At 69.7% G+C, this 13,404-nt stretch carries 10 protein-coding genes; 8 read left to right on the top strand and 2 right to left on the bottom strand.

Annotation, left to right across the window (positions count from 1 at the left end; all coding sequences use genetic code 11):
• The first annotated feature begins 33 nt into the window (after positions 1 to 33).
• The 6 genes from DIE21_RS16705 (at position 34) to DIE21_RS16680 (ending at position 8,632) form a co-directional block, all read left to right on the top strand.
• Complete coding sequence (locus DIE21_RS16705; protein WP_124498734.1) at positions 34 to 1,482, top strand: aldehyde dehydrogenase; 1,449 nt, start codon at positions 34 to 36, stop codon at positions 1,480 to 1,482.
• On the top strand, positions 1,479 to 3,386 hold the full coding sequence (locus DIE21_RS16700) for a feruloyl-CoA synthase (RefSeq protein WP_124498733.1): 1,908 nt from the start codon (positions 1,479 to 1,481) through the stop codon (positions 3,384 to 3,386). Before DIE21_RS16705 ends, DIE21_RS16700 begins: the two co-directional genes overlap by 4 nt.
• Positions 3,387 to 3,616: 230 nt before the next feature.
• Positions 3,617 to 4,822, top strand: coding sequence for a 3-(3-hydroxy-phenyl)propionate transporter MhpT (gene mhpT / locus DIE21_RS16695; RefSeq protein ID WP_124498732.1), 1,206 nt, complete (start codon positions 3,617 to 3,619; stop codon positions 4,820 to 4,822).
• 60 nt (positions 4,823 to 4,882) lie between these two features.
• The gene (locus DIE21_RS16690) at positions 4,883 to 6,031 is read left to right on the top strand and encodes a porin (protein ID WP_124498731.1); all 1,149 of its coding nucleotides are present in this window, start codon (positions 4,883 to 4,885) and stop codon (positions 6,029 to 6,031) included.
• Positions 6,032 to 6,059: 28 nt separating this feature from the next.
• Entirely contained in the window at positions 6,060 to 7,784 is a 1,725-nt protein-coding gene (locus DIE21_RS16685; protein ID WP_124498730.1) for a tannase/feruloyl esterase family alpha/beta hydrolase, read from the top strand.
• A gap of 230 nt (positions 7,785 to 8,014) precedes the next feature.
• Positions 8,015 to 8,632, top strand: coding sequence for a PolC-type DNA polymerase III (locus tag DIE21_RS16680; RefSeq protein ID WP_124498729.1), 618 nt, complete (start codon positions 8,015 to 8,017; stop codon positions 8,630 to 8,632).
• A gap of 2 nt (positions 8,633 to 8,634) precedes the next feature.
• Here the strand turns inward: DIE21_RS16680 and DIE21_RS16675 are convergent, their stop codons facing one another.
• A complete protein-coding gene (locus tag DIE21_RS16675; RefSeq protein ID WP_124498728.1) occupies positions 8,635 to 9,111 on the bottom strand; it encodes an Lrp/AsnC family transcriptional regulator in 477 nt (158 codons plus the stop codon).
• Between the two features lie 180 nt (positions 9,112 to 9,291).
• Between DIE21_RS16675 and DIE21_RS16670 the strand changes: the two genes are divergently transcribed.
• Positions 9,292 to 10,527, top strand: a complete 1,236-nt coding sequence (locus tag DIE21_RS16670) for a diaminopropionate ammonia-lyase (RefSeq protein ID WP_124498727.1) — start codon at positions 9,292 to 9,294, stop codon at positions 10,525 to 10,527.
• Positions 10,528 to 10,565: 38 nt separating this feature from the next.
• The gene (locus DIE21_RS16665; protein ID WP_124498791.1) at positions 10,566 to 11,750 is read left to right on the top strand and encodes a M20 aminoacylase family protein; all 1,185 of its coding nucleotides are present in this window, start codon (positions 10,566 to 10,568) and stop codon (positions 11,748 to 11,750) included.
• A 49-nt stretch (positions 11,751 to 11,799) separates the two neighbouring features.
• Here DIE21_RS16665 and DIE21_RS16660 read toward each other — a convergent pair whose 3' ends face one another.
• Positions 11,800 to 13,158, bottom strand: a complete 1,359-nt coding sequence (locus tag DIE21_RS16660) for an aspartate aminotransferase family protein (RefSeq protein WP_124498726.1) — start codon at positions 13,156 to 13,158, stop codon at positions 11,800 to 11,802.
• Positions 13,159 to 13,404 lie beyond the last annotated feature (246 nt).

Below are 13,404 nucleotides of genomic sequence, written 5' to 3'. Positions count from 1 at the left end.
CAACCCCGACAGACAGGCAAGGCAGGAGACGACATGACCGACAGACGGATGCTGATCGCCGGCGAATGGTGCACCGCCCGCGACGGACGCACCTTCGACCGATTCAACCCCGCAACGGGCGCGCTTGCGTCGCGCGCGCCGGCGGCCGGCCCGGCCGACGCTGACGCGGCGATCGACGCCGCGCATCGCGCGTTCCCCGCGTGGTCGGCGCTCGCGCCGACCGAGCGGCGCCGCCGGCTGCTGAAGGCGGCCGACCTGATGGACGCGCGTATCGACGAGATCATCGCGACGGGCGTCGCCGAAACCGGCGCGACGCCCGGCTGGCTCGGCTTCAACGTGACGCTCGCGGCGAACATGCTGCGCGAGGCCGCGTCGATGACGACGCAGATCGACGGCGACGTGATCCCGTCCGACGTGCCCGGCAATCTCGCGCTCGCGCTGCGCGTGCCGTGCGGCGTCGTGCTCGGCATCGCGCCGTGGAATGCGCCGGTGATCCTCGGCACGCGCGCGCTGGCGATGCCGCTCGCATGCGGCAACACGGTCGTGCTGAAGGCGTCCGAAGCATGCCCGGGCGTGCACGCGCTGATCGGCGCGGTGCTCGACGAAGCCGGGCTCGGCGCGGGCGTCGTCAACGTGATCACGCACGCGGCGGCCGATGCCCCCGAACTCGTCGAGCGGATGATCGCGCATCCGCACGTGAAGCGGATCAACTTCACCGGGTCGACGCACGTCGGGCGCATCATCGCGCGCCACGCGGCCACCCACCTGAAACCCGTGCTGCTCGAACTCGGCGGCAAGGCGCCGGTGCTCGTGCTCGACGATGCGGATCTCGACGCGGCCGTCGACGCGATCGCATTCGGCGCGTTCTTCAACCAGGGGCAGATCTGCATGTCGACCGAGCGCGTGATCGCCGCGCGGCCGATCGCCGACGCGCTGGTCGAACGGCTGACCGCGAAGACGCGCACGCTGGTCGCCGGCGATCCGCTGGCCGGCCATCCGCTCGGCACGATGGTCGATGCGGCCGCCGCCGCGCGTGCCGCGTCGCTCGTCGAGGACGCGCGTGCGCAGGGCGCGCGGCTGCCGCTCGGCTGCCGGGTCGAGGGCGCGACGATGCAGCCCGCGATCGTCGACGGCGTCACGCGCGACATGCGGCTCTACCGCGAGGAATCGTTCGCGCCGGTCGTCGCGATCCTGCGCGCGGACAGCGACGACGAAGCGGTCTCGCTCGCGAACGACAGCGAGTTCGGGCTGTCGGCGAGCGTGTTCGGCCGCGACATCGCGCGGGCGATGACGGTCGCGCGCCGGATCGAATCGGGAATCTGCCACATCAACGGGCCGACCGTGCACGACGAGGCGCAGATGCCGTTCGGCGGCACGAAGGCGAGCGGCTACGGCCGCTTCGGCAGCCGCGCGTCGATCGCCGAATTCACCGAGCTGCGCTGGATCACCGTGCAGACCACGCCGCGTCACTACCCGATATGAGCGAGGCAACGATGAATGCATCGAAGCCCGCCAGCGGGCCGACGAACGACACGGGCGGCGTGCGTTATCGCGCGGCGGCCGTCGCGGTGGGCGCGGCCGAGATCCGCCGCGCGGAGAACGGCGCGTGGTACCTGCGTTCGCGCGAACCGCTCGGCGACTACCCGACGCGCCTGACCGACTGCCTCGTACGCGGCGCGCAAGCGCACCCCGACCGCGTGCTGGCCGCGCGACGCGGCGCCGACGGCCGCTGGATCGAGATCACCTACGCGCGGATGCTCGAACGCGCCCGCGCGCTCGGCCAGGGCCTCGTCGATCTCGGGCTGTCGGTCGAGCGTCCGCTCGCGGTGCTGTCCGGCAACGATCTCGAGCATCTGCAGCTGATGTTCGCGGCGATGCTGACCGGCGTGCCGTACGCACCGATCTCGCCCGCGTATTCGCTGGTGTCGACCGATTACGGCAAGCTGCGCCACACGCTCGGCGTGCTGAAGCCGGGCGCGGTGTTCGTCGCCGAACGCGCGCCGTTCGCGCGTGCGCTCGACGCCACGTTGCCGGCCGATGCGGCGCTGATCGTCGCACGCGACGACGATCTCGATGCCGACGGAAAGGGCCCCGCGGTGCCGCTGTCGCGCTTGCTCGCCACCGTGCCGCGCACGATCGACGCGATCCACGCGGCGGTCGGCCCCGATCATCTCGCGAAGATCCTGTTCACGTCCGGCTCGACGAAACAGCCGAAGGCCGTGCCGACCACGCACCGGATGCTGTGCAGCAACCAGCAGATGCTGTGCCAGACGATGCCGGAACTGACGCGCGAACCGCCGGTGCTGGTCGACTGGCTGCCGTGGAATCACACGTTCGGCGGCAGTCACAACCTCGGCATCGCGCTGTACAACGGCGGCACGCTGTACATCGACGACGGCCGCCCGGTGCCGGGCCGCTTCGACGAAACCGTGCGCAACCTGCGCGAGATCGCGCCGACGATCTACTTCAACGTGCCGAAGGGCTGGGAGGAGCTGACCGCCGCGCTCGAACGCGATGCCGTGCTGCGCGACACGTTCTTCTCGCGCGTGAAGCTGTATTTCTTCGGCGGCGCGGGGCTGTCGCAGGCCGCGTGGGACCGGCTCGACCGTGTGACCCACGCGCATTGCGGCGAGCGGATCCGGATCATGGCGGGCCTTGGGATGACGGAGGCGTCGCCGTCGTGCCTGTTCACGACGGGGCCGCTGATGCGCGCCGGCTATATCGGGCTGCCCGCGCCCGGCTGCGACGCGAAGCTCGCGCCGTGCGGCGGCAAGCTCGAACTGCGTTTCAAGGGGCCGAACGTGATGCGCGGCTACTGGCACGCGGACGCCGATCCGCGCGACGTGTTCGACGACGAAGGGTATTACCGCAGCGGCGACGCGGGCGTCTTCGCCGATCCGCAGCGGCCGGAGCTCGGGCTGCTCTTCGACGGGCGGCTGACCGAGGACTTCAAGCTGAGCAGCGGCACCTTCGTCAGCGTCGGGCCGTTGCGCGCGAACGCGGTGTCGAGCGGCGCGCCGTACGTGCAGGACGTGGTCGTCACCGGGATCAATCGCGACGACATCGGGCTGCTGGTGTTTCCGCGCGTCGATGCATGCCGCGCGCTCGCGGGGCTCGCCGCCGACGCGTCCGTGACCGACGTGCTGCGCGCGCCGGCCGTGCGCGCGGCGTTCGCGGTGTGGCTTGCCGCGCTGAACCGGAACGCGAGCGGCGGTTCGACGTTCGTCGCGCGGATCCGGCTGATCGACACGCCGCCGTCGCTCGATCTCGGCGAAGTGACCGACAAGGGGTCGCTGAACCAGGCGGCCGTGCAGCAGCATCGCGCGGCGACGATCGACGCGCTGTACGACCCGGCGCGGCGCGATCCCGATGTGATTTACGCGTAGGCAACACCAGCAGGCATAAGCAGGCATAAGCAGGAACAAGCAGGAACAAGCAGGAACAACGACCGGCCGGCCACGACACCGGCAGGCGTTCTTGCGGCCAGTGAATCAGGCTGCCTGATAAGGGCGGCCGTTCATGCGACACCTCGCGCGCCGATCCGCCACTGGCCGGCGTCGGCGCGCGGCGGCCATTGCATGGTCGACCGACGACAAGACATGGGACTGGAGACAAGATGAACACTTACGTTGCCGAAAAACCCACGGTCGCGACCACGCTCGCGCTGTGTTTCGCGATCGCCCTTCTCGAAGGGCTCGACCTGCAGTCGGTCGGCGTCGCCGCGCCGCGCATGGCGCGCGAATTCGGGCTGAGCGTGTCGCAGATGGGCATCGCGTTCAGCGCGGGCACCTTCGGGCTGCTGCCGGGCGCGATGCTCGGCGGTCGGCTCGCCGACCGGATCGGGCGCAAGCGCGTGCTGATCGCATCGGTCGTGCTGTTCGGACTGCTGTCGATCGCCACCGCGCAGGTATCGAGCTTCGCGATGCTGGTCGTCGTGCGCGTGCTGACCGGCATCGGCCTCGGCGGTGCGATGCCGAACCTGATCGCGCTGTCGTCCGAAGCGGTCGAGCCGCGCTCGCGCAGCAGCGCGGTGGCCACGATGTATTGCGGCATTCCGTTCGGTGGCGTGATCGCGTCGTTGATCGGCGTGCTGCTCGCCGGCGATACCGAATGGCGGCACATCTTCTACGTCGGCGGCGCCGGGCCGCTGCTGCTCGTCCCGCTGCTCGTATGGTTCCTGCCGGAATCGCGCGCGTATCTCGACGTCGCCGGCACGCCGGCCGCGCGCACGAGCGTCACGCACACGCTGTTTGGCGACGGCCGCACGACGTCGACGATCGCGCTGTGGGTCAGCTACTTCTGCACGCTGATCGTCCTCTACTTCCTGCTGAACTGGCTGCCGTCGCTGATGGCCGCGCGCGGGCTCGACCGCGGGCACGTCGGCCTCGTGCAGATCGCGTTCAACGTCGGCGCGGGGCTCGGCGCGCTCGGCATCGGCGCGGCGCTCGACCGGATGCGCGCGTCGCGCGTGGTCGGCGGCATGTATGTCGGGATCGTGCTGTCGCTCGCCGCGCTCGCGGCCGCGCCCGGGTTCGCGTCGCTCGCGGCGGCCGCGTTCGCGGCCGGGATGTTCGTGGTCGGCGGGCAGTCGGTGCTGTATGCGCTCGCGGCGATCTACTACCCGACCGCGATGCGCGGCACCGGCGTCGGCACGGCAGTGGCCGTCGGCCGGCTCGGTTCCGTCGTCGGGCCGCTCGCGGCCGCGACGCTGCTGGCCGCCGGTCGCAGCGCGCCGGTCGTGATCGGCGCGAGCATCCCCGTCACGCTCGTCGCGGCCGTCGCCGCGCTGGTGCTGATTCGCCGCCCGCAAGCCGGCGACTGACGCTTCGTTTCTTTAATGCGCGCCGTCAGAGCGCGCGATTCACCCAGGTCTGGAGACGACATGAAAACGAAGACAAGGAACGGCCTGCTGGCCGCCGGCGCATGCTGCGCGCTCGCCGCGCCGGGCGCGCACGCGCAGTCGAGCGTGACGCTGTACGGGATCATCGACACGGGCGTCGAGTTCGTGTCGCACGCGAACGCGGCCGGCGATCACGTGGTGCGCATGCCGGGCGTGACGGGCGAACTGCCGTCGCGCTGGGGCCTGCGCGGCACCGAGGATCTCGGTGGCGGCTACCAGGCGGTATTCACGCTCGAAAGCGGTTTCAACGTGCGCGGCGGCGATCTCGGGCAGGGCGGCCGGCTGTTCGGGCGGCAGGCGTTCGTCGGACTGAAGAGCGGGTTCGGCACGCTCGCGTTCGGCCGGCAGTACACGATGACCTATCTCGCGCTGCAGGGCGCGGACATCATCGGCCCCGACATCTACGGGCTCGGCTCGTTCGACGCGTACGTGCCGAACGGCCGAGCCGACAACGCGGTGACCTACGTCGGTTCGTATCGCGGCGTGACGCTCGGCGCCGCGTATTCGTTCGGCCGCGACGGCGCGGGCACCGGCAACTCGCCGGGGCAGGGCACGTGTGCGGGGCAGGTGCCGGGCGATGCGGTGCAGTGCCGCAACTGGTCGGTGATGCTCAAGTACGACAGCGCGTATTTTGGCGCGGCGGCGTCGTACGAGGAGCAGCGCGGCGGCACCGGCGCGGCCGCGAACTTCTTCGACGGCGTCGCGCCGGTCCCGTTCACGAGCAGCGGCGGCAAGGACGCGCGCACGCACGTGAGCGCCTATGCGCAGGCGGCCGGCGCGCGGATCGGCGCGGGCTGGATCGGGCGGCGCGTGTCGACCGGTTCGCCGGCCGCGGCCGGTGCGCATTCGGACCTGTTCTTCGTCGGCGCGTCGTATGCGGTGAAGTCCGATTTCGTCGTCGACGGCGAAGGCTACCGGATCGTCAACAGCGCGCACGACACGCGCGCGACGATGGCCACGCTGCGCGCGACCTATCTGCTGACCAAGCGCACGGCCGTCTACGCGCAATCGTCGTATCTGTGGAACAGCGCGCATGCGCGCTACGCGGTCAGCGGCGGCGGTGCCGGCACGACGCCCGGCGCGGGGATGGGGCAGCTCGGCGCGATGGTCGGCGTGCGGCACATGTTCTGATCCGGCAGCCTGACGAACGGGAGATATCTTGAACAGGAAATCTGCATTCCTCTGTATCGCGCCGCTGTCCGCGGCGGCCATGCTCGCCGGCTGCGGCGGCGACGATTCGGTCAGCGCCGCGCCGACGCATATGAGCGCCGCGACGCCGGCCGCGATGACGCAGGCCTGCGACGCGCTCGCCGCGAAGCTCGCGTATGCGAACACGTCGTTCACGTCGGTGACGACCGCGGCCGCCGGCGCGCTGACGGTGGCCGGCAAGCCGATCGCCGAACACTGCGTGATCGAAGGGAAGATGAACGAGCGCGTGAGCGCGGTGGACGGCAAGACCTACGCGATCGGCTTCGAGATGCGCTTGCCGAAGGCGTGGAACGGCCGCTTCTTCTACCAGGCGAACGGCGGGTTCGACGGCAACGTGTTGACCGCGACCGGCGAAATCGGCGGCGGCGGGCCGTTGACCGACGCGCTGAACATGGGCTTCGCGGTGATCAGCTCGGATTCCGGGCACAGCGCCGCGCAGAATCCGCTGTTCGGCCTCGATCCGCAGGCGCGGCTCGACTACGGCTACGGTGCCGTCGACGCGCTCACGCCGATGGCGAAGCAGGTGATCCGGCTCGCGTACGGGAAGGCGCCGGATCGCAGCTATTTCGGCGGCTGCTCGAACGGCGGCCGTCACGCAATGGTCACGGCCGTGCGCAACGCGGGCGACTATGACGGGATCATCGCGGGCGATCCGGGCTTCCACCTGCCGAAGGCGGCGATCGGCGAGATATACGGCGCGCAGCAGTTCGCGAAGATCGCGTCGGCGACCGGGACGAACGGGCTGCCGGACATCCGCAGCGGCTTCACCGACGCGGAGCGCCGGTACGTCGGCGCGAGGATTCTCGACAAGTGCGATGCGCTCGACGGCACGACCGACGGGATGGTGCAGGACGTCGCCGCGTGCCAGGCGCACTTCAGTGTCGAAGCGGACGTCCCGACCTGCGCGAACGACACGCGCACCGGCGCCTGCCTGACCACCGCGCAGAAGAGCGCGCTCGAGAACGTGTTCGCGGGCGCGCGCAACAGCGCGGGCACGGCGCTCTATGCGAGCTTCCCGTACGATCCCGGCATGGCCGCCGGCGGCTGGGCCGCGTGGAAGCAGTCGAACTCGGTCACGCTCGACCCGGCCGCGCTGGCGTTCGTGTTCATGACGCCGCCCAAGACCGCCGCGACGCTCGCGAACCTCGCCGGCTTCGCGTTCGGCTTCGACATGGACAACGACGCGCTGGCGATCTTCGCGACGAGCGGCGTGTACACGCAATCCGCGTGGTCGTTCATGACGCCGCCCGACGAGACCAACCTGTCCGCGCTGAAGTCGCGCGGCGCGAAGCTGCTCGTCTATCACGGCACCGGCGACCCGGTGTTCTCGTTCAACGACACGAGCGACTGGTACGGCCGGCTCGCGCAGGCGAACGGCGGCGACGCGTCGGGCTTCGCGCGCTTCTATCCGGTGCCGGGCATGAACCATTGCTCGGGCGGGCCGGCGGCCGACCAGTTCGACATGCTGACGCCGCTCGTCGCGTGGGTCGAGCAGGGGCAGGCGCCCACGGCGATCGTCGCGGCCGCGCGCGACACGACGAACGCGGTGCCGAATGCCGACGTGCCGGCGTCGTGGGGGGCGGCACGCACGCGTCCGCTGTGCCCGTATCCGCAGGTCGCGCGCTACAACGGATCGGGCGACGTGAACTCGGCGGCGAGCTTCAGTTGCCGCTGACCGGGAGGGCGTGTGAATGTACCGATGTGCAGACGCATCGGTACATTCGCCGTTGCTCGCGGCGGATGTGGCGAGCGTGCTGGCCTGTCCGCACGGAAACGTCGATGAGCCGTGCATGACGATGGCGTTTGCCGCCGGACGCCGCATCCGGGGATACTATGGCGCTTTCTCGTCGGTGTGACGCGTCCTGACCGACGCGCCTCGCCAGGTATCCTTCCTCTGATTCGACCATGCAAACCGTAGCGGTACTCGACTTCGAAACAACCGGGCTTTCTCCGAACATGGGGGACAGGGCGACCGAGATCGCCGTGATCCTTCTGCGCGACGGCGAGATCGTCGACCGTTACCAGAGCCTCATGAACGCGGGGCGCCGCATTCCGTCCGACGTCGTCGCGCTCACCGGGATCACCAACGAGATGATTGCATCGGCGCCGCCGGTGTCGAAGGTCATGAAGGAAGCCGCCGCGTTTGTCGGCAGCCATCCCGTCGTCGCGCACAACGCCGGTTTCGACAAGCGGTTCTGGCAGGCGGAGCTCGGGATGCTCGGCATGGCGGCCGAGCATGCGTTTGCCTGCACGCTGCTCGTCGCGCGGCGCATCTACCCGCATGCGCGAAGTCACCGCCTGTCGAGCCTCGCGGACATGCTGCGCCTGCCGCAGGCGGGCCGCGCTCACCGGGCGATGGTCGACGCGGAGATCGCGAGCCATCTGTGGTGCCGGTTGCAGCGCGACATCGGCGAGACCTACGGGCTGCGGCACGTCGATCACGGGCTCATGTCGCGCCTGCAGAAGACGAGCAAGGCGAAGGTCGCGACGTTTTTCGGGTCATTGGCCGCCGACGGGCGCTGACGTCACGCGTCGGGATCCACCGGCACCTCGAGCCCGACCTTCACGCGGCTCATGCTCACCAGCGTCTTGAACCGCTTCACGTTGTTGTTCGCGAAGAACAGCTCGCGCGTGAGCGCGTTGTACTGATCCATGTTGCGCACGGCGAGGATCAGCACGAAATCCCATTCCCCGGTCACGTAGTAGCACTGCTGGATCTGCGGGCAGCGCTCGAAAGTCCGCTTCATCGCGTCGAGCTGGTCGATCTGCTCGCTCTCGACCTCGACGTTCACGACGATCGTCAGCGGATGATCGACCTTCTCCGGCGCGACGACGGCCGTATAGCGCTCGATCACGCCGTCTTCCGCGAGCCGCCGCAGGCGGCGGTTCACGGCGGCGGTCGACAGGTTCACGCGGGCGCCGAGTTCGTTCTGCGGCGTGTTCGCGTCGCGCTGGACTTCCATCAGCAGCTTGCGATCGAACGCATCGAGTGGGGTGGGCATGATGGCGTGGCAACCTCGAAAGAATGAGAAATTTTTGCGTCCGGGCCGCCGATTTGGCGATTTTGTTGCCCGGCATGTGCAATATTATTTTTCGGACCGACGGCGAGCGCAACCCGTATGCGCACGCACCGCATCCATCGACGGGCCGCCCGCGCGGCCCTTATCCGGAGTCTTCCCGCCATGCTGATCGCCAATCCCCGCGCGTCGCGCACCGACTATCCCGACGCCCTGCACCGCGTCATGAACATCGCCGCGGCCGACGAGAACGGCGCGTGGCTGTCGCACTGGCCGCTCGTCGGCGCCGCGCACACGCCGCTGCGCGCGCTGCCCGGCCTGGCCGCGCGGCTCGGCGTCGCGAGCGTCAGCGTGAAGGACGAGGCGTGCCGCTCGCCGCTCGGCAGCTTCAAGGCGCTCGGCGCGCCGATCGCGCTGATGCGGCTCGTGAAGCGGCTGCGGCGCAACGAGGCGCTCGATCCGCAGGGGCTCGTCACGGGCCGTTACGCGGCGTCGCTGGCCGATCTCACGGTGATCAGCGCGACCGACGGCAATCACGGCCGCGCACTGGCCGCGGCCGCGCGCGCGATCGGCTGCCGCTGCGTGATCGTGCTGCACGCGCACGTCGACGCGGAGCGCGAGCACGCGATCGCCGCGCACGGCGCACGGATCGTGCGGATCGCCGGCAACTACGACGAATCGGTCGTCCATGCCGCGCAGCTTGCGGACGCGAACGGCTGGCACGTGGTGTCGGATACATCGTACGACGGCTATGAAGCGATTCCGCGCGACGTGATGCAGGGCTACGGCGTGATCGCGGCCGAAGTGCTCGCGCAGCAGCCGGCGGGTGCCGACGGCCGGCCGTTCACGCACGTGTTCCTGCAGGGCGGCGTCGGCGGTCTCGCGGCCGGCATCGCGAGCTATCTTTGGGAGCATGCTGGCGCGCAGCGGCCGCATTTCATCGTCGTCGAGCCGCGCCAGGCCGACTGCCTGTACCAGAGCGCGCTCGCCGGGCGCGCGGCGAAGGCGACCGGCAGCGTCGACTCGGTGATGGCCGGGCTCGCGTGCGGCGAGGCGTCGCCACTCGCATGGGATTTCCTCGAGCCGTGCATCGACCACTTCATGCTGATCGACGACGACGAAGCGGTGCAGGCGATGCGCGCGCTCGCTGCCGGCAGCGAACGCGACGTGCCGTTCGTGTCCGGCGAATCGGGCGCGGCGGGCATCGCGGGGCTGACCGCGCTGATGCGCGACCCGGCGCTGGCGCGTGAGGCCGGGCTCGATGCGCATTCGCGCGTGCTGGCGATCAACACGGAAGGCGCGACCGCGCCGTCCGTCTACCGGCGCTGCGTCGGCGACACGGCCGATGCGGTGCTGGCGCGCCAGCGCGACTGGCTGAACCGCGCGGCCGCGATGGCCTGAGCGGACCGAACGACATGACGACCGACGAGGCAGGCACGATGGACACAATCGACGCGACGGAAGAAAGCACGCTGCAGGGGCGGCTGAAGACCTGGCGCCGGCATCTGCACCAGCACCCGGAGACGGGTTTCGAGGAAGTGAACACGTCGGACTACGTCGCGCGCATCCTGACGACGCTCGGGCTCGACGTGCATCGCGGGATCGGCGGCACCGGCCTCGTCGCGAACCTGACGGCCGGCACCGGCAAGCGCGCGATCGGCATCCGCGCGGACATGGACGCGCTGAACATCGTCGAGCACGCGCCGGGCCGCGAGCATGCGTCGCGCACGCCGGGCAAGATGCACGCGTGCGGGCACGACGGTCACATGTCGATGGTGCTCGGCGCCGCGCAGCTGCTCGCCGAGCGCAAGGACTTCGACGGCACGGTGCGCTTCATCTTCCAGCCGGCCGAGGAGCATGGCCGCGGCGCGAAGGCGATGATGGCCGACGGCCTGTTCGAGCGCTTTCCGGTCGACGCGATCTTCGGCGCGCACAACATGCCGGGCATGCGCGCCGGCACGTTCTCGACGCGCGCGGGCGGCATCATGGCGAGCGAGGACAACTTCGTGATCCGGATCGACGGGCGCGGCACGCATGCGGCGCGCCCGCACATGGGCATCGATCCGATCGTGATCGGTTCGCAGATCGTGCTCGCGCTGCAGACGATCGTGTCGCGCAATCTCGATCCGGGCCAGCAGGCCGTGATCTCGTGCACGGAGTTCATCACCGACGGGCTGCGCAACGTGATTCCGTCGACGGTGACGATCAAGGGCGACACGCGCAGCTATGCGCGCGACGTGCAGGCGCTGCTGGAAACGCGGATGCGCGAGATCAGCGAAGGGATCTGCCGCACGCACGGCGCGACCTGCACGTTCGAGTACACGCACGAGTTCGCGCCGACGGTGAATTCCCCGGAATGGGTCGACACGGCCGTGCAGGCCGCCGCGCAGGTCGCGGGCGCCGACGCGGTGAACGCCGGCGTGCAGCCGATGATGATCTCGGAAGACTTCGGCGCGTTCCTGCAGGCGGTGCCGGGCAACTTCGTGTTCATCGGCAACGGCGAAGCGGCCGGGCGCGGCGGGGTGCCGCTGCACAACGCGGGCTACGATTTCAACGACGAGATCCTGCCGGTCGGCGCGCGCTATTTCGCGGAAGTGGCGCGGCGCGCGCTGAAGGCCGCGTAGCGGGCGGTGCGGCGCTCGCCTGCGCCGTGCCGCACCGCGCGTCGACACGTCACGCCAGTTCGCCCAGGCACGCGTCGAACTGCGCGACGAGCGTGTCGACGTCGTCGGCCGTGGTCTGCGGACAGACGAGCATCATGTTGTGGAACGGCGTGATCAGCACGCCGCGATTCAGCAGGTACAGATGCACGATGTGCTCGAGCTCGCTGTCGAGCTGCTCGCCCGCGATCGTGCCGTTGCGCGGCGGGGTCGGCGTGAACTGGAACTCGGTGCGCGCGCCGATGCGTGTCACGCACCACGGCAGACCGTGTTTCGCGATCGTCCGTTCGAGCCCGGTGGCGAGCCGCGCGGCCAGCCCGAACATGTGCGCATACGCGGCGTCGGTCGCGACTTCCGCGAGCGTCGCACGCATCGCATGCATCGCGAGCATGTTCGCGGTGAGCGTCGTGCCGATCCCGGAATGGCCGGGCGGCGCGTTCAGCTTGGCCTGCTTCGCCCGTTCCGCGAATTCGGCGCTGAACCCGTACACCGCGCACGGCACGCCGCCGGCGATCGGCTTGCCGACCACCAGCGCATCCGGTTCGAGACCGTGCGCGGCCGCGTAGCCGCCCGGGCCGCTGCTGATCGTGTGCGTTTCGTCGATCACGAGCAGCGTGCCGTAGCGGCGCGTCAGTGCGCGCGCCGCCTCCCAGAAGCCCGGCTCGGGCAGCACCATTCCGATATTCGTCATCGCGGGTTCGGCGAGCACGCACGCGACGTCGCCTTCCTTCAGCGCCGCTTCGAGCGCATCGAGATCGTTGAACTCGACGACGCGCGTGTTCGCGAGCAGGTTGCAGGCTTGCCCGAGCAGGCTGTCGCGCTGCACCGGGCGGCCGTCGACGAGATCGACGAACACGTCGTCGACCGTGCCGTGATAGCAGCCGTTGAACACGACGATCGTGTTGCGGCCGGTGGCCGCGCGTGCCCAGCGCAGCACGAAGCGGTTCGCGTCGCTCGCGCTCAGTGCGAATTGCCAGACCGGCAGCCTGAAGCGCCGCGCGAGTTCGCGCGACACCCACGCGGCGTCCTCGCTCGGCAGCATCGTCGTGTAGCCGCGCGTCGCCTGTTCGGCGAGCGCGCGCGCGACCGGTTCGGGCGCATGGCCGAACATCGCGCCCGTGTCGCCGAGGCAGAAGTCCGCGTAGCGGTGACCGTCGACGTCGGTGAAGGTCGCGCCGCGCGCTTCCTTCACGACCAGCGAGAACGGGGTCGACCAGTCCTGCATCCAGTGCAGCGGCACACCGAACAGCAAATGCTCGGCGGCTTCCGTGGACAACGCGCGGGAGGCCGGCATGGCGTCGGTGAAGGCACGGCGCTCGCGATCGAACAGCGCGCGGGCGCGGATGAGGTCGACTCCGTGGCGGGTCTGCAATTGAGGCTCCTGGGACGGGTTTGAATGGGCGGCAGATGCCTCCGCCAGCTTGTCATATTCCATGCGCACGGTCGATTCGGGCTCGACTACGTGTCCGTCAGCCCCGGAGTTTTCGCGCATAAAGATACGACAACTTATGTCTTCATTCGGAAATCGTGGAGTGAGTGTGCGCTCACATAAGCGGCATTGGGTCAGCAAAAACAGGGTAAACGACAGATACATCCCCGGCTTCGATCGCGTCTAGAC

Source organism: Burkholderia sp. Bp9140 (assembly GCF_003853425.1).
In the GTDB taxonomy this organism is placed as follows: domain Bacteria; phylum Pseudomonadota; class Gammaproteobacteria; order Burkholderiales; family Burkholderiaceae; genus Burkholderia.
The sequence above is the reverse complement of the archived record's forward strand: the minus strand, read 5'-3'. Positions and strand labels throughout refer to the sequence as shown.

What these genes read in the sequence shown, in the direction of transcription:
- DIE21_RS16705 (WP_124498734.1), top strand. Translation starts at nt 34, where the DNA reads ATGACCGACAGACGGATGCTGATCGCCGGCGAATGGTGCACCGCCCGC.
- DIE21_RS16700 (WP_124498733.1), top strand. Translation starts at nt 1,479, where the DNA reads ATGAGCGAGGCAACGATGAATGCATCGAAGCCCGCCAGCGGGCCGACG.
- mhpT (WP_124498732.1), top strand. Translation starts at nt 3,617, where the DNA reads ATGAACACTTACGTTGCCGAAAAACCCACGGTCGCGACCACGCTCGCG.
- DIE21_RS16690 (WP_124498731.1), top strand. Translation starts at nt 4,883, where the DNA reads ATGAAAACGAAGACAAGGAACGGCCTGCTGGCCGCCGGCGCATGCTGC.
- DIE21_RS16680 (WP_124498729.1), top strand. Translation starts at nt 8,015, where the DNA reads ATGCAAACCGTAGCGGTACTCGACTTCGAAACAACCGGGCTTTCTCCG.
- DIE21_RS16675 (WP_124498728.1), bottom strand. Translation starts at nt 9,111, where the DNA reads ATGCCCACCCCACTCGATGCGTTCGATCGCAAGCTGCTGATGGAAGTC.
- DIE21_RS16670 (WP_124498727.1), top strand. Translation starts at nt 9,292, where the DNA reads ATGCTGATCGCCAATCCCCGCGCGTCGCGCACCGACTATCCCGACGCC.
- DIE21_RS16665 (WP_124498791.1), top strand. Translation starts at nt 10,566, where the DNA reads ATGGACACAATCGACGCGACGGAAGAAAGCACGCTGCAGGGGCGGCTG.